This is a genomic window from Pseudomonas sp. SWRI179 (assembly GCF_014268705.1).
Lineage (GTDB): Bacteria > Pseudomonadota > Gammaproteobacteria > Pseudomonadales > Pseudomonadaceae > Aquipseudomonas > Aquipseudomonas zanjanensis.
This window is the reverse complement of sequence record NZ_JABWRA010000005.1, coordinates 127,188-144,153: the sequence shown is the minus strand read 5'-3', so window position 1 is coordinate 144,153 and position 16,966 is coordinate 127,188. Positions and strand designations below refer to the sequence as shown.

Genomic DNA, 16,966 nt, shown 5'->3' with positions numbered 1-16,966 from the left:
GCAGGACTATGACTGGTCCCCTGCGGAGCTTCCTGTCACCCGGCGATATCGCGAAGCGCGATCTCGCTCATGATGCGTTGCAACACCTGATCGATGGACAACTCCGTGGAATCCAGCTGTATCGCATCGGCCGCCGGCTTTAGCGGGGCTACTGCGCGCTGGGTGTCACGCTCATCGCGTGCACGGATCTCATCTAGCAGACTCGACAGACTAACATCCTCGCCTTTGCCCTTCAACTGCAAATATCGGCGGCGCGCCCGTTCCTCGGCGCTGGCAGTCAGGAAAATCTTCAGCGGCGCGTCGGGGAACACCACCGTGCCCATGTCGCGGCCATCGGCCACCAGCCCTGGCGGCTCCTGGAATGCACGCTGGCGTTGCAGCAAGGCTTCGCGCACCGCCGGCAGCGCGGCGACCTGGGAGGCACCGGCGCCCACGCTTTCGGTACGGATGACGTCGCTGACTTCGTCGCCTTCCAGAATAATGCGCTGGAGCTGACCGTCGGTCGCCGCGATGAATTGCACATCCAGATGAGCGGCCAGCGCCTTGAGCAATTCCTCGTTGGTCAGGTCGACGCCATGGTTGGCGGCGGCGAACGCCAACAGACGGTACAAGGCGCCCGAATCGAGCAGGTTCCAGCCCAACTGCCTGGCCAGGATCCCGGCGACGGTGCCCTTGCCCGAACCGCTTGGGCCATCGATGGTGATGACCGGTGCCTTGATGTTCACGACTGTGCCTCTTGTGCTACTCGGATACCGACCTGCGCGCACAGCGCCAGGAAGTTCGGGAACGACGTCGCGACGTTGGCGCAGTCATGGATGCGAATCGGCGCACTGGCGCGCAAAGACGCAACACTGAAGGCCATGGCGATGCGGTGATCACCGTGACCATGGACTTCGCCGCCGCCAATCTGGCCGCCGTCGATAATGATGCCATCCGGGGTTGGCTGGCACTTGACGCCCAGGGCGAGCAAGCCGTCAGCCATCACCTGGATGCGATCCGATTCCTTGACCCGCAGCTCCTCGGCACCCGTCAATACGGTGCGCCCTTCTGCACAGGCGGCCGCCACGAACAACACCGGGAACTCGTCGATGGCCAGCGGAACCAGCGCCTCCGGAATCTCGATACCCTTGAGTTTAGCCGCTCGTACGCGCAGGTCAGCTACCGGCTCGCCACCCACTTCACGCTGGTTTTCCAAGGTGATGTCGGCGCCCATCAGGCGCAGGATGTCGATCACGCCGGTACGGGTCGGGTTGATGCCAACGTGCTCCAGAACCAGGTCGGAGCCTTCGGCGATCGAGGCGGCCACCAGGAAAAACGCCGACGACGAGATGTCGCCCGGCACTTCGATGTGGGTCGCAGTCAGCTTGCTGCCAGACTCGACGGACGCCGTGGCGCCATCGACCGTGACCGGGTAGCCGAAGCCGCGCAGCATGCGCTCGGTGTGGTCGCGGGTCGGGGCCGGTTCGGTGACGGTGGTCTTGCCTTCGGCGTAGAGACCCGCCAGCAGCAGGCAGGATTTCACCTGGGCGCTGGCCATTGGCATGGTGTAGGTCAAGCCCTTGAGCTTGTTGCCACCACGAATGATCATCGGCGGACGACCCTCGGCGGCCGTCTCGATGACTGCGCCCATTTCCCGCAACGGGTTGGCCACCCGATTCATCGGACGCTTGGACAGCGAAGCATCACCGGTCAGGGTGCTGTCGAAGTCCTGGGCGGCCAGCAGGCCGGACAACAGGCGCATCGAGGTCCCGGAGTTGCCCAGGTAGATCGGCCCTGGAGCAGGCTTGAGGCCGTGCAGGCCGACACCATGGATGGTCACGCGACCGTGGTGCGGGCCTTCGATGACCACGCCCATGTCGCGAAACGCTTGCAGCGTCGCCAGGGCGTCTTCGCCCTCAAGGAAGCCTTCCACCTCGGTCACGCCTTCGGCCAGGGAGCCGAGCATGATCGAACGGTGGGAAATCGATTTATCGCCCGGTACACGAATACGCCCACTCAGGGAGCCACCAGGTTGTGCCAGGAAAATCAGATCGTTGGAGTTCATAGCGTCCACATAGGCCCGACGGGCCAGGATTTTACTGAAATGCTCGCGGGCCACCCTGGCGCGTGTGAAAACGCCCAGCAATTGGTGCCCGTCCCCTGCATCGACCGCGTCGCGCAAGGCGTCGAGGTCGCTGCGAAATGTATCGAGTGTGCGCAAGACAGCTTCGCGGTTGGCGAGGAAGATGTCGTGCCACATGACCGGGTCGCTTCCGGCGATTCTCGTGAAATCGCGGAAACCGCCGGCAGCGTAACGGAAGATCTCAAGATTTTCATTGCGTTTGGCCAATGAATCCACCAGGCCGAACGCCAACAGGTGCGGCAAATGGCTCGTGGCCGCCAACACTTCATCGTGACGCTCGACCTGCATGTGCTCGACATCGGCGCCCAATTCGCGCCACAAACGGTCCACTACGGCGAGCGCGGCCGGATCGGTCTGGTCCAGGGGCGTGAGGATCACCTTGTGACGACGAAACAGTTCGGCGTTGGAGGCTTCCACCCCGCTCTGCTCGGAACCGGCAATTGGATGACCGGGCACGAAACGCGCCGGCATCCCGCCAAAAGCCTCGGTGGCTGCATGCACCACGTTGCCCTTGGCACTGCCGACGTCGGTCAGGATCGCTTGCCCCAGGTTCATGGTTGCCAGGCGCGCCAGCAATTTTTCCATGGCCAGGATCGGCACCGCCAGCTGGATCACATCCGCGCCTTGGCATGCGATTGCCAAGTCATCTTCGCAGCGATCAACCACGCCCAGCTCCACGGCCAGCTTGCGCGACTGCGGATCCAGGTCGACACCGACCACTTCACGGCACAAGCCGCTTTCACGCAAGCCCTTGGCAAACGAGCCGCCGATCAACCCCAGGCCGACTACCACCAGGCGACCGATCATAGGGACAGCAGGTTGCAGTGAAGTGACATCAACCACGAACCAGGACCTTGCTCAACGCCTCGAGGAAACGGCTGTTTTCCGCCGGCAGGCCAATGGTGATGCGCAGATGGTTCGGCATGCCGTAATTGGCCACCGGACGCACGATCACACCTTCGCGCAACAGCCCCTGGTACACCGGCGCGGCGACGCGCCCCAGGTCGACACAGATGAAGTTGCCTTTCGAGGGAATCCAGCCCAAGCCCAGTTCACGCAGGCCTGCTTCCAACTGCTCCATGCCGGCCGCGTTCAGGCGACGGCTTTCAGCCAGGTAGGCTTCATCCTGCAACGCGGCACAGGCGGCGGCCAGGGCGAAGCTGTTGACGTTGAACGGCTGGCGCACGCGGTTCAGCACATCGGCCACCACCGCAGTGGACAGGCCGTAGCCGACCCGCAGCGAAGCCAAGCCGTAGGCTTTGGAGAACGTACGCGATACCAGCAGGTTCGGGTAGGCCGCGAGGAAATCCAGGCCATCGGGCAAATCGCTGCCTTCGGCGTATTCGATGTAGGCCTCGTCCAGCACCACCAGCACATGCGCGGGCACGTCCTGGAGGAAGTCATCCAGGGCCTGGGCATCGAACCAGGTGCCGGTCGGGTTGTTCGGGTTAGCGATGAAGACCACGCGGGTATTGGCGTCGATGGCCGCCAACATGGCCGGCAGGTCGTGCCCCCACTCCTTGGCCGGAACCACATGGGCATCCGCGCCGACGGCCTGGGTCGCGATCGGATAGACCGCGAACGCGTGCTCGCTGAATACAGCGTTGAGACCTGGCGCCAGATACGCCCGCGCCACCAATTCAAGAATGTCGTTGGAGCCGTTGCCCAGGGTCACCTGGTTCAGCTCGACACCGCAACGCTCGGCCAGCAGGCTTTTCAACGCAAAGCCATTGCCATCGGGATAGCGGGTCAGCTCGGCCAGTTCGTCGCGGATCGCCGCCAGCGCCTTGGGGCTCGCGCCCAACGGGTTTTCGTTGCTCGCCAACTTGACGATGCTGGCCGGATCCAGGTCCAGCTCGCGGGCCAGTTCGTCCACGGGTTTGCCCGGAACGTAAGGCGAGAGTTGTTGCACGCCTGGCTGAGCCAGAGCGAGGAAGTTGCCACTCATTTGCTATCCGCCCTTAAAGAACTGCCTTGGGGTAGGAACCCAGCACCTTGAGTGCCACTGCTTCCTGACTGATTTTTTCCAGCACACCTTTTACCAGCGGATCACGGTGATGGCCGACAAAATCGATGAAGAACACGTAGGTCCATTTACCGCTACGCGACGGACGGGTCTCGATCCGCGTCAGGTCGATACCGTTGTCGTGGAACGGCACCAGCAACTCATGGAGCGCGCCAGGCTTGTTGCTCATGGAGACGATGATCGATGTCTTGTCGTCGCCGGTCGGCGGCACTTCCTGGCTACCGATCATCAGGAACCGCGTGGAGTTGTCCGGGCGATCCTCGATTTTCTCGGCCAGGCGCGTCAGCCCGTAGAGGCCGGCCGCCATGTCGCCGGCAATCGCCGCCGAGTTCCACTCGCCCTTGACCCGCTTGGCCGCCTCGGCGTTGCTCGAGACCGCCACGCGCTCGACGTTCGGGTAATGAGCGTCCAGCCACTTGCGGCACTGGGCCAACGACTGAGCGTGGGAATAGATCCGGCTGATGCTGTCGGTCTTGGTGTTCTCGCCCACCAGCAGGTGATGGTGAATGCGCAGCTCGACTTCGCCGCAGATCACCATGTCGTGTTCGAGGAAGCTGTCCAGCGTGTGGTTGACCGCACCTTCGGTGGAGTTCTCCACCGGCACCACGCCAAAATTCACCGCGCCGGCGGCGACTTCACGGAACACTTCATCGATGGCAGCCATCGGCTTGCTGATCACCGCGTGACCGAAGTGTTTCATGGCCGCAGCCTGGGTGAACGTGCCTTCCGGCCCCAGGTAGGCGACTTTCAGCGGCTGCTCGAGGGCCAGGCACGAGGACATGATTTCGCGGAACAAGCGCGCCATCTCTTCGTTGCCCAGCGGCCCCTTGTTGCGCTCCATGACACGCTTGAGCACCTGGGCTTCACGCTCGGGGCGATAGAAGACCGGCACTTCGCCTTCAGCCAGGGAGGCCATCTTTACACGGGCAACTTCCTGGGCGCAGCGCGCGCGCTCACTGATCAGTTCCAGGACCTTTTCATCCAGGGCGTCGATGCGCAGGCGCAGCGCCTTGAGTTCTTGCTCAGACATCAGCCATGTTCCTTCTCGAACTCTGCCATGTAGGCGATCAGCGCATTGACGGCGTTGATGTCGACGGCGTTGTAGATGGAGGCGCGCATGCCACCGACCGAACGGTGGCCCTTGAGGTTCAGCAGGCCGCGCTCGTCGGCACCGGCCAGGAACGGCTTGTCGAGACGGTCGTCGGCCAGGCGGAACGGAACGTTCATCCATGAGCGATCGGTCTTGTTGATCGGGTTGCTGTAGAGGCCGCTGGCATCGATGAAGTCATACAGTGTGCGCTGCTTCACTTCGTTGAGCTTGCCAATGGCTTCGACACCACCCTGCTCTTTCAGCCATTCGAACACCAGGCCGGACAGGTACCAGGCCAGGGTCGGCGGGGTGTTGTACATCGAGCCGTTGTCGGCCGCGACCTTGTAGTTGAGCATGGTCGGGCACAGGGAACGGGCGCGCCCCAGCAGGTCTTCGCGAATGATGGCGACCAGGATGCCACTTGGGCCGATGTTCTTCTGGGCACCGGCGTAGATCATGCCGAAACGGGAGATATCCACAGGGCGCGAGAGAATATCCGAAGACATGTCGGCCACCAATGGCACGTCGCCGGTTTCCGGGATCCAGTTGAATTCCAGGCCGCCAATGGTTTCGTTCGGCGCGTAGTGAACATAGGCCGCGTCCTTGGACAGCTTCCACTCGTTCTGGCCGGGAATGGCGAAATAGTCGTAGGGCTTGGCGGTGGCCGCCACGTTGACGTGACCGTAGCGCGACGCTTCTTCGATGGCTTTCTGCGACCAGATGCCGGTGTCGATATAGTCGGCGCTGCCGTTTTCCGGCAACAGGTTCAACGGGATCTGGGCGAACTGCTGGCTGGCGCCGCCCTGCAGGAACAGCACCTTGTAATTGGACGGAATGTTCAGCAGATCACGCAGGTCCTGCTCGGCCTTGGTGGCAATGGACACGAACTCATCGCTGCGATGGCTCATTTCCATGACCGACAGGCCCTTGCCGTGCCAGTCGAGGAGTTCACCCTGGGCACGTTTCAGGACCGCTTCAGGAAGCGCCGCCGGGCCGGCACAGAAGTTATAGGCTCTCTTGCTCACATCCAATCTCGCTCTGATCTGGTGGTCACTTAAATCTTTTGGTCCGCACCGCTCCCACAGGGGTTACCGCTCATTCAAGGCATGGATGAATCCGTGGCGAGGGAGCTTGCTCCCGCTGGGCTGCGCAGCGGCCCCTCTTTTTTTGTGAGCGCTTCGCACTCAAGCGGGAGCAAGCTCCCTCGCCACAATGAATCAAACAAGCCTCAAGAGAGGGGCAGCATCCTTGGGACTGTGCAGTGTCGCAAATTTTCAAACAGAACAAACAACAAGGGGGCGAATCTTCATCCGCCCCCTGTGTGTCCGCTTAGTCCTGCGGTTCTTCTTCGTCTGCGGCAGCGTCGAGCGGTTGGTCGCCGACAGCATCGTCGACATCGGCGCCGAGGGTGCCGTCGAGCGCCACGCCGTCTTCGCCTTCCAGCTCCTCGCCTTCGACTTCCGACGGCTCCTGGACCCGCTCGAGCCCGACCAGCGTTTCGTCGCTGGCCAGCTTGATCAGCGTCACGCCCTGGGTGTTACGACCCAGGCTCGACACTTCGTCGACCCGCGTACGCACCAGCGTGCCCTGGTCGGAAATCAACATGATCTCCTCGCCGTCGAGCACCTGCACGGCGCCGACCAGGCGACCGTTACGCTCGTTGCTGACCATGGCGATCACGCCCTGGCCGCCACGCTTGTACTCGGGGAACTCGCTGATGGCCGTGCGCTTGCCATAACCACGGGCCGAAGCGGTGAGGATCTGGCTGCCTTCTTCAGGGATCAGCATGGAAATCAGCTTCTGCCCTTCCGGCAGGCGCATACCACGGACACCGCGGGCGGTACGGCCCATGGCGCGGACGTCGGATTCCTTGAAGCGGGTAACCTTGCCGCCGTCGGAGAACAGCATGACCTCACGCTCGCCGTCGGTGATGGCGGCGGAAATCAGCACGTCGCCTTCGTCCAGCTCCAGGGCGATCAGGCCGACGCTGCGCTGGCGACTGAAGGATTCCAGCGGGGTCTTCTTCACAGTGCCGTTGGCGGTCGCCATGAAGATGTAGTGACCTTCGGTGTATTCCTCCACCGGCAGCATGGTGGTGATGTATTCACCCTCGTCCAGCGGCAACAGGTTGACCAGCGGACGACCGCGTGCGGCACGGGAGGCTTCCGGGATCTCGTAGGTCTTGAGCCAGTACACCTTGCCTTTGCTGGAGAACAGCAGCAGCGTGGTGTGGCTGTTGGCGACCAGCAGGTGAGCGATGTAGTCCTCGTCCTTGACGCCGGTCGCCGACTTGCCTTTGCCGCCGCGACGCTGGGCCTGGTAGGCGGCCAGCGGCTGGGTCTTGGCGTAGCCGCCGTGGGAAATAGTCACCACGCGCTCTTCTTCCGGGATCATGTCACCCAGGGTCAGGTCCAGGCGCGCATCGAGGATCTCGGTGCGGCGCACGTCGCCGTATTCGGCGCGGATCACTTCCAGTTCTTCGCGGATCACTTCCATCAGGCGCGTGGCGCTGTTGAGGATGCGGATCAGCTCGCCGATCTGGTTGAGGATCTCCTGGTACTCGGCCAGCAGCTTCTCGTGCTCCAGGCCGGTCAGGCGGTGCAGGCGCAGTTCCAGGATGGCTTGCGCCTGTTCCGGGGACAGGAAGTACTTGCCTTCGCGCAGGCCGTATTGCGGATCGAGGTTTTCCGGACGGCAGGAATCGGCGCCGGCACGCTCGACCATGGCCACCACCGCGGAGGATTCCCAAGGCGTGCTGACCAGCGCTTCCTTGGCTTCCGATGGCGTTGGCGAGGCCTTGATCAAGGCGATCACCGGGTCGATGTTCGACAAGGCAACGGCTTGGCCTTCAAGAATGTGGCCACGCTCGCGCGCCTTGCGCAGCTCGAATACGGTACGGCGGGTGACCACTTCGCGGCGGTGACGGACGAAGGCTTCCAGCAGGTCCTTGAGGTTCAGGATCCGCGGACGGCCGTCGATCAGCGCAACGATGTTGATGCCGAACACGCTTTGCAGCTGGGTCTGGGCGTAGAGGTTGTTGAGGATCACCTCAGGCACTTCGCCACGGCGCAGCTCGATCACGACGCGCATGCCGTCCTTGTCGGACTCGTCACGCAGCTCGGTGATGCCTTCGAGCTTCTTCTCTTTCACCAGCTCGGCGATCTTCTCGATCAGGCGGGCCTTGTTCAGCTGGTATGGCAGTTCGGTGATGACGATCTGCTGGCGACCACCGACCTTGTCGATGTCCTCGACCGTCGAGCGGGCGCGCATGTAAATGCGGCCACGGCCGGTGCGGTAGGCTTCGATGATGCCCGCGCGACCGTTGATGATCGCGGCGGTCGGGAAGTCCGGACCAGGGATGTATTGCATCAGCTCATCGACGGTCAGCTCGGGATTGTCGATGAGGGCCAGGCAACCGTCGATGACTTCACCGAGGTTGTGCGGCGGGATGTTGGTCGCCATGCCCACGGCGATACCGCTGGAGCCGTTGACGAGCAGGTTCGGGATACGGGTCGGCATGACCGCCGGGATCATTTCGGTGCCGTCGTAGTTCGGCACCCAGTCCACGGTTTCCTTGTGCAGGTCGGCCAGCAGCTCGTGGGCCAGCTTGGTCATGCGCACTTCGGTGTATCGCATGGCCGCGGCGTTGTCGCCGTCCACGGAACCGAAGTTGCCCTGGCCGTCTACCAGCAGGTAGCGCAGGGAGAATGGCTGCGCCATACGAACGATGGTGTCGTACACGGCAGTGTCGCCGTGGGGGTGATACTTACCGATCACGTCGCCGACGACACGGGCGGATTTCTTGTACGGCTTGTTGAAGTCGTTGCCCAGCTCGCTCATCGCGAACAGCACGCGTCGGTGCACGGGCTTCAAGCCATCGCGCGCATCCGGCAGCGCCCGCCCGACGATTACGCTCATCGCGTAGTCGAGGTAGGACTGTTTCAGCTCGTCTTCGATATTGACCGGGAGGATTTCTTTGGCCAGTTCGCCCATGAGAAGCCTGATTCCTTTTTCTGGTGAAACCTCGTCACATCCAGATGGGACGAACGAAGCTCGCCGCTGCAGAACAAGTGCCATGCAGCGACTTACGACAAATCAACGAGTTATGCCATGGATCTGCGCAGTAAAGACCACCTCGCGAGGCGGCCTTGGAAACCGCCGGATGTTATCACAAGAGCCGCCACGCACCTATCCCCCAGATGCGCATGGTGCGTAGTTAGTTGACCGGTGACAGGCTGATATGGGATCAGAGGGGCTTAGAAGCACTGCGGATGGAGAATCAGGGGGCAAATGCAAGGTATTTGTTGCCTTTAAGGGCCCATTCGCGAGCAAGCCCGCTCCCACAGGGGATTTTTGTGTGCCTGAGATATCAGCCACAACACATTCCACTGTGGGAGCGGGCTTGCTCGCGAAGGCGATAGATCAGGCGCCCCAAATTTTCAGTGCAACCGCTTGCGGCACATCAACTGCGCCAGCTTCGCGGTGTCCGGACGCTCGATGATGCCCTTCTCGGTCACAATCACATCGATCAAATCCGCCGGCGTGACATCGAACACCGGGTTGAAGGCGTCGATATCCGCGCCGAGCCCCTTGCCACCGACTTCCAGCAGTTCGCGCCTGTCGCGCTCTTCCATCGGAATGTCGTCACCGCTGGCCAGGCTCAGGTCGACGATCGAACTCGGCGCCACCACCATGAAGCGCACGCCATGGTGCATGGCACAGACTGCCAGCTGATAAGTGCCGATCTTGTTCGCCACGTCACCATTGGCGGCGATGCAATCGGCACCGACGACCACCCAAGTCACTCCCTTGGTTTTCATGATGTGGGCAGCGGCCGAGTCGGCGTTGAGGGTCACCGGAATGCCCTCACGAGCCAATTCCCACGCCGTCAGGCGCGAACCTTGCAGCCACGGCCGGGTTTCGTCGGCATAGACGCGCTCCACCATGCCTTCGATATAGGCACCCCGGATGACCCCCAAGGCCGTGCCGAAACCGCCGGTGGCCAGGGCGCCGGTGTTGCAGTGGGTGAGGATGGCCTGGGCGTTGCCCTGGTGCTTGCGGATCAGGTCGACACCCAGCTGGGCCATGGTCAGGTTGGCTTCACGATCACTCTCGTGGATGGCGATGGCTTCGGCCTCTAATACCGCCAGCGGCTCGGCATGCCCTTTCAAGCGCCCCAGCCGGTCACGCATCCGATCCAGCGCCCAGAACAGGTTCGCCGCCGTCGGCCGGGCCTCGGTCAGCAAGGCAAAATCGGCCTCCAGCGCCGCCTGCCAATCGCCGCCCTCGGCCATCCTGGCCCGCGCCGCCAGCACAACACCATACGCCGCGCTGATGCCGATGACCGGCGCGCCGCGCACGACCATCGAGCCAATAGCCTCGGCCACGTCGGCGACACGGGTGCAGGCGATCCAGTTCTCCTCGAACGGCAGGCTACGCTGGTCCAGCAGGTACAGGACGCCATCACGCCAATCGATGGCCTTCACCTTCTCCGCAGCCAATAGTCGATCGCGCATCCTTCACCCCGCACTCATGAACAAAAGCCGCCGATTATAGCGATCCCTCCGCGAAGACGCTCGGGTATACTTCGCCATCCTTTATACCCCATGGAACCGTTCCACGATGCCCAAGCCTGCCGTTGCGCTCGACTTATTATTGCTGCCGACCTGGTTGGTGCCTGTCGAACCCGCCGGTGTAGTGCTCAAGGATCATGGCCTGGGCATCCGCGACGGCTGCATCGTGTTCATCGGCCCACGGGCAGAAGCCCTGAAATGTGACGCAACCGAAGTCCGTGAGCTACCCGGCATGCTGCTCAGCCCCGGTCTGGTCAACGCCCACGGCCACGCGGCCATGACCTTGTTCCGTGGCTTGGCCGACGACCTGCCCTTGATGACCTGGCTGGAACAGCACATCTGGCCGGCCGAGGCCAAATGGGTCGATGAGGATTTCGTGCGCGACGGCACCGACCTGGCGATCGCCGAACAGATCAAGGGCGGCATCACCTGCTTCTCCGACATGTATTTCTACCCCAAGATCGCCAGCGAGCGCGTCCACGACAGCGGGATTCGCGCGCAAATCGCCATTCCGGTCCTCGACTTCCCGATCCCCGGTGCCGCCAGCGCCGACGACGCCATTCGTCAGGGCATCGAATTATTTGGCGACCTCAAGCACCACCCGCGGATCAAAGTCGCATTCGGCCCGCACGCCCCTTACACGGTGGGCGATGAGAACCTGGAGAAAATCCGCGTGATCGCCGAGGAACTGGACGCGGCCATTCATATGCACGTTCACGAAACCGCCTTCGAAGTGCAGCAGGCTGTGGATAACACCGGTGAGCGACCGATGGCTCGCCTCGGGCGCCTGGGCCTGCTGGGGCCACGCTTCCAAGCCGTGCACATGACTCAAATCAGCGACGAAGACCAGGCCTTGCTGGTAGAAAGCAATTGCAGCGTGATCCACTGCCCGGAGTCGAACCTGAAGCTGGCCAGCGGTTTCTGTCCGGTGGAACGCCTGTGGCAGGCCGGCGTCAATGTCGCCCTTGGCACCGATGGCGCGGCGAGCAACAACGACCTTGACCTGCTCGGCGAAACCCGCACCGCCGCCCTGCTGGCCAAGGCCGTCGCCGGTTCGGCCACGGCCCTGGATGCCCATCGGGCCCTGCGCATGGCCACGCTCAATGGCGCCCGGGCGCTGGGCATCGAAACGACCGTCGGCTCCCTGGAAGTCGGCAAGGCCGCCGACCTGGTGGCGTTCGATTTGTCGGGCCTGGCCCAGCAACCGATCTACGACCCGGTGTCGCAGTTGATCTATGCCACCGGTCGCGATTGCGTCAAACACCTGTGGGTAGGCGGCAAGCCGTTATTGGAGGATGGCCGGCTGACCCGGATGGACGAACCGACACTGATCGCCACGGCCCAGGCCTGGGGTTGCCGCATCAGCGGCCACAACGAATGACCACGCCCCTTGAGCCACGGCTCGGGGCACCTGATTTTTCAAGCTTTTCGAGGATCTGCACATGAGCAACGTCGACCACGCCGAAATCGCCAAATTCGAAGCCCTGGCCCATCGCTGGTGGGACCGTGAAAGCGAATTCAAACCGCTGCACGACATCAACCCGCTGCGGGTCAACTGGATTGACGAACGGGTCAACCTGGCCGGCAAGAAAGTCCTCGACGTCGGTTGCGGCGGCGGCATCCTCAGCGAAGCCATGGCCCAGCGCGGTGCAACGGTAATGGGCATCGACATGGGTGAAGCCCCGCTGGCGGTGGCGCAACTGCATCAGTTGGAATCCGGCGTCAGCGTGGAATACCGGCAGATCACCGCCGAAGCCCTGGCCGAAGAAATGCCCGGCCAATTCGACGTGGTCACCTGCCTGGAAATGCTCGAGCATGTGCCAGACCCGTCCTCGGTCATCCGCGCCTGCTTCCGCATGGTCAAGCCGGGTGGGCAGGTGTTCTTCTCCACCATCAACCGCAACCCAAAGGCCTACCTGTTCGCCATCATCGGTGCCGAATACATCATGAAGCTGTTGCCACGGGGCACCCACGACTTCAAGAAATTCATCCGCCCTTCCGAACTGGGCGCTTGGAGCCGCGCGGCCGGGCTGACGGTCAAGGACATCATCGGCCTGACCTACAACCCGCTGACCAAGCACTACAAGCTGGCCGCCGACGTTGACGTCAACTACATGATCCAGACCTTGCGCGAGGAATAAGTCGATGCGTCTCAAAGCGGTTCTCTTCGACATGGACGGCACGCTGCTCGACACCGCGCCAGACTTCATCGCCATCTGCCAGGCCATGCGCGCCGACCGTGGCTTGCCACCGATGAACACCCAGCACATACGCGACGAGATTTCCGGCGGCGCCCGGGCGATGGTCGCGGTGACCTTTTCCATGGACCCGGAATCACCGGGGTTCGAGGAACTGCGCCAGGAATTCCTCGACCGCTACCTCAAGGGGTGCGCGGTCCACAGCCACCTGTTCGACGGCATGGCCGAGGTGCTGGCCGATATCGAAGCGGCCAACCTGATCTGGGGCGTGGTCACCAACAAGCCGGTGCGTTTCGCCGAACCGATCATGCAGCAACTGGGCCTGGCCGAGCGCTCGAAAGTATTGATCTGCCCTGACCACGTGAAAAACAGCAAGCCGGACCCGGAACCGCTGACCCTGGCGTGCAAAATGCTCGACCTGGACCCGGCCAGCGTGCTGTTCGTGGGCGATGACCTGCGGGACATCGAGTCCGGCCGCAGCGCCGGCACCAAGACCTGCGCGGTGACCTATGGCTACATTCACCCGGACGACAACCCCAAGCATTGGGGCGCGGATGTGGTGATCGATCACCCATTGGCCCTGCGTGAAGTGCTGGATAACGCATTGTGCAGTTGCTGAGCTGAGGACCGCTCTAGTGGCGAGGGAGCTTGCTCCCGCTCGGCGGCGAAGCCGTCGCCTGGGGACCGCTTCGCGCTCCAGCGGGAGCAAGCTCCCTCGCCACAAAAGCTCACCAAGCTAAGCTCACCAAGCTCACTGGCCATGACTGCTCTGCACAAACGGTATCGTGCCGCTTTATTTTGTTGAGGTTTTTTTATGTTTGATTATTCCGCCCGCCCCGATCTGCTCAATGGCCGGGTGATCCTGGTCACCGGCGCCGGTCGCGGGATCGGTGCCGCTGCTGCGAAAGCCTACGCCGCCCACGGTGCCACCGTCCTGCTGCTGGGCAAGACCGAAGCCAACCTGACCCAGGTCTACGATGAAATCGAAGCGGCCGGTCACCCGCAGCCGGCGGTGATCCCGTTCAACCTCGAAACCGCCCTGCCGCATCAATACGATGAACTGGCGGCGATGATCGAAACCGAGTTCGGTCACCTGGACGGCCTGCTGCACAACGCCTCGATCATCGGCCCACGTACGCCACTGGAACAGTTGTCCGGTGAGAACTTCATGCGGGTGATGCACGTCAACGTCAACGCGATGTTCATGCTCACCAGCACATTGCTGCCCCTGCTCAAGCTGTCCAAGGACGCGTCGGTGGTATTCACGTCCAGCAGCGTCGGCCGCAAGGGCCGGGCCTACTGGGGCGCCTATGGTGTGTCCAAGTTCGCCACCGAGGGGCTGATGCAGACCCTGGCCGACGAAGTCGATACCGTCGCCCCGGTGCGCGCCAACAGCATCAACCCCGGTGCCACCCGCACCAGCATGCGTGCCCAGGCCTATCCGGGAGAAAACCCGCTCAACAATCCGACGCCCGAAGCGATCATGCCGGTCTACCTGTACCTCATGGGCCCGGACAGCACCGGCGTCAACGGCCAGGCGTTCAACGCGCAATAACGATCAGGGCCGGTGTCGCGACGATTTACCGTCACGACACCGGCCCTGATCCATGCCAAACCAGGCGAACCGCCAAGCCCACGTCGCCGAAGCTTATCGCGAGCTGTTTTCAATCCATTGATTCCTCATCGGTTTTTACTGAAATGAACCGAATGGCACGACTTTCGCTCTAACCTCTTCAAACATGCCATGTTCGGCAGGTAATGGACGTTGAGACGAGACTTATGCCTGCCATGGAAAGCGGACTAAACTCAAATCAGTTGTCCTACGGGACTGATGGACCAGTACGACGCGCAGCCCAAAGTCGCCACACCCAACCTGCGGGACAGATTTAGCTTAGGGGCTAACGCCATATGAAAACGCCCACCCAGATCAACGCGATCGACTTCGACAGCGCCAAATTGCAGCGCCTGGGCCTGGCCCAGCCATCGCCGCTTGCGGCACGCTCTGTCAGTCTGTCGCAATTGCGCCAACAACTGAGCCAGCAACTGCAGACCAGCCTGGAGCCACAGCGCATCCTGGGCCTGTTTTTCCGCGAAATTCAGCGACTGGTTCCCCTGGATGCGTTGGCCTATCAGCACAAAGCCAGTGACCTGCGCCTGGAGTTCGGGCAACGAGGGCACCACACCCTCAGCTACAACCTCAGCCATGAAGGCGAACAGCTGGGGGAACTGGTATTCCGCCGCAACCAGCGTTTCATCGAGGCGGAACAGAGCGATCTCGAATCCATCATGTCGACGCTGCTGTATCCGCTGCGCAACGCGCTGCTCTACCGCGCCGCCACCCGTAGCGCCCTGCGAGATCCACTGACCGCTACCGGCAACCGCATCGCCATGGACCAGACCCTGATGCGGGAAATCGACATGGCCAAGCGTCATTCGCAGCCCTTGTCAGTGCTGATGCTCGATATCGATCATTTCAAGCGCATCAACGACAACCATGGTCACGGCGTCGGTGACGAAGTGCTCAAGGCCGTGGCCGAGTCGATCAAGGGTCAACTGCGCAACGTGGACATGGTGTTCAGGTTCGGCGGTGAAGAATTTCTGATCCTGCTGGCCAATACCAGCCGGGATGCGGCAGCCATGGTCGGCGAACGGCTGCGTTATGCCGCCCAGGCCCAGGATTACTTCGCCGCTGGCACCCGGATCGAGCTGACCGTCAGCCTGGGCTGCGCCACCCTGCTACCAGGGGAATCCTCGGAAAGCCTGCTACGCAGGGTCGACAGCGCGCTGTACGTGGCCAAGCGCGAGGGGCGCAATCGACTGGCGATGGCCGGCTGACAAGTATCGGCAGCAAAGAATATCGAAATATCTGTGGGAGCGGGCTTGCTCGCGAAAGCGGTGGGTCAGCCTACGACTATGTTGCATTTGCCAGAGTCTTCGCGAGCAAGCCCGCTCCCACAAGGTTTAAGGCGATTCAAGACAGCGCTCATCCAAAACAACTGTGGGAGCGAGCCTGCTCGCGAAAGCGGCCTAGCAGTCAACCTCCCCGTCGACTGTCAGACCGCTTCGCGAGCAGGCTCGCTCCCACAGGTTGTGGCTATCTGTAGTGGTAGTAATCAGCTCCCGGCCAATGCCAGGCGCTCGCGGGGGGATGACGACTTACTCACCGTCTCCGACTGTTCCAGTTGCATGCAACGCTCCAGGAACAGATACATGTAGTCATAGCTCTTGCAAACGGCCTGGCGCAGCTCCGTCTGCAGGGCTTTGCTCGGGTTCATCCCCGCCAGCGTACAGATGATTTCCAAGGCTTCCCAAGGATGGGCATCGTCGTACTGGGCATGCATTTTCAGCCATTTCATGGCCCGCTTGCGGTCTTCCTCGGCGAAGGCGGCCGCATAGACACCGGTGGAACACACCAGCGCCGACCACTCTCCCGTGGCACCCTCGATGGCGTAGTTGGTCGCGGCGATGGCCACGATCAACGCGTCCGAGGAACTGGTGTGCCAGCACCAGTGGCTCAAGGCATGAAGCTCAGGCGGTACCTGCTGGGCCTGCAGGTCTTCCAGGGTCACGCCGTGGGCGGCGCTCCAGTTGACCCAATAATCGGCATGGTTGAGTTCGACACGAATGTTGCGCATCAGCCAGCGACGCGCCATGTCCTCGCCAGGATGGCGGGCAAAGCGGGTCTTGGTGAGGTTCTGTGCCATGTATAAAGCGAACTGTTCAACGACCGGCCAACCACCAATGAGGTAGTGGCGCATGGTCTTGGCGCTGAGCTTGTTGTCGCGCATGCGCTGATACAGTTCGTGTTCGACAACCCGGCGCTTGCTCTCGCTGCAATCGGTAATGAGCTGCTGTGCCCATTTCGGATAGCTTGTGGCGTCCATGAGCGGGCCTGTTCGGTTGAATGTGTCGATCACTGTCGGGCTCCTTTTGATTGTGATTTTCTCGGATCAACAA

The 16,966-nt window shown here is 62.1% G+C and carries 13 protein-coding genes; 5 read left to right on the top strand and 8 right to left on the bottom strand.

What is annotated here, in order from left to right:
• Positions 1-35: 35 nt before the first annotated feature.
• From cmk to mtnA, 7 genes are all read right to left on the bottom strand, one after another.
• The gene (cmk, locus tag HU767_RS04675) at positions 36-725 is read right to left on the bottom strand and encodes a (d)CMP kinase (protein WP_003183882.1); all 690 of its coding nucleotides are present in this window, start codon (positions 723-725) and stop codon (positions 36-38) included.
• Positions 722-2,929, bottom strand: a complete 2,208-nt coding sequence (locus HU767_RS04670; protein WP_186704720.1) for a bifunctional prephenate dehydrogenase/3-phosphoshikimate 1-carboxyvinyltransferase — start codon at positions 2,927-2,929, stop codon at positions 722-724. The genes cmk and HU767_RS04670 overlap by 4 nt, the downstream gene beginning before the upstream one ends.
• 28 nt (positions 2,930-2,957) lie before the next feature.
• The gene (hisC, locus tag HU767_RS04665; protein ID WP_186704719.1) at positions 2,958-4,070 is read right to left on the bottom strand and encodes a histidinol-phosphate transaminase; all 1,113 of its coding nucleotides are present in this window, start codon (positions 4,068-4,070) and stop codon (positions 2,958-2,960) included.
• Positions 4,071-4,083: 13 nt separating this feature from the next.
• Positions 4,084-5,178: a prephenate dehydratase gene (gene pheA, locus HU767_RS04660; RefSeq protein WP_003199233.1), complete on the bottom strand. Its 1,095-nt coding sequence runs from the start codon at positions 5,176-5,178 to the stop codon at positions 4,084-4,086.
• The gene (gene serC, locus HU767_RS04655) at positions 5,178-6,263 is read right to left on the bottom strand and encodes a 3-phosphoserine/phosphohydroxythreonine transaminase (RefSeq protein ID WP_186704718.1); all 1,086 of its coding nucleotides are present in this window, start codon (positions 6,261-6,263) and stop codon (positions 5,178-5,180) included. Before serC ends, pheA begins: the two co-directional genes overlap by 1 nt.
• Before the next feature lie 304 nt (positions 6,264-6,567).
• On the bottom strand, positions 6,568-9,231 hold the full coding sequence (gyrA, locus tag HU767_RS04650) for a DNA gyrase subunit A (protein WP_186728643.1): 2,664 nt from the start codon (positions 9,229-9,231) through the stop codon (positions 6,568-6,570).
• A gap of 446 nt (positions 9,232-9,677) precedes the next feature.
• On the bottom strand, positions 9,678-10,754 hold the full coding sequence (mtnA, locus tag HU767_RS04645) for an S-methyl-5-thioribose-1-phosphate isomerase (RefSeq protein WP_186704716.1): 1,077 nt from the start codon (positions 10,752-10,754) through the stop codon (positions 9,678-9,680).
• Between the two features lie 106 nt (positions 10,755-10,860).
• Between mtnA and HU767_RS04640 the strand changes: the two genes are divergently transcribed.
• From HU767_RS04640 to HU767_RS04620, 5 genes are all read left to right on the top strand, one after another.
• Positions 10,861-12,192, top strand: coding sequence for a TRZ/ATZ family hydrolase (locus HU767_RS04640; RefSeq protein WP_186728642.1), 1,332 nt, complete (start codon positions 10,861-10,863; stop codon positions 12,190-12,192).
• 61 nt (positions 12,193-12,253) lie between these two features.
• A complete protein-coding gene (ubiG, locus tag HU767_RS04635; RefSeq protein WP_063322361.1) occupies positions 12,254-12,952 on the top strand; it encodes a bifunctional 2-polyprenyl-6-hydroxyphenol methylase/3-demethylubiquinol 3-O-methyltransferase UbiG in 699 nt (232 codons plus the stop codon).
• Positions 12,953-12,956: 4 nt separating this feature from the next.
• Complete coding sequence (mupP, locus tag HU767_RS04630) at positions 12,957-13,628, top strand: N-acetylmuramic acid 6-phosphate phosphatase MupP (RefSeq protein ID WP_186704714.1); 672 nt, start codon at positions 12,957-12,959, stop codon at positions 13,626-13,628.
• Positions 13,629-13,823: 195 nt separating this feature from the next.
• Positions 13,824-14,564: a YciK family oxidoreductase gene (locus HU767_RS04625; protein ID WP_186704713.1), complete on the top strand. Its 741-nt coding sequence runs from the start codon at positions 13,824-13,826 to the stop codon at positions 14,562-14,564.
• 353 nt (positions 14,565-14,917) lie between these two features.
• A complete protein-coding gene (locus tag HU767_RS04620; RefSeq protein WP_186704712.1) occupies positions 14,918-15,844 on the top strand; it encodes a GGDEF domain-containing protein in 927 nt (308 codons plus the stop codon).
• Between the two features lie 278 nt (positions 15,845-16,122).
• On the opposite strand, the gene HU767_RS04615 is transcribed toward HU767_RS04620, so the two are convergent.
• Positions 16,123-16,926, bottom strand: coding sequence for an iron-containing redox enzyme family protein (locus HU767_RS04615; RefSeq protein WP_186704711.1), 804 nt, complete (start codon positions 16,924-16,926; stop codon positions 16,123-16,125).
• Between the last annotated feature and the right edge of the window lie 40 nt (positions 16,927-16,966).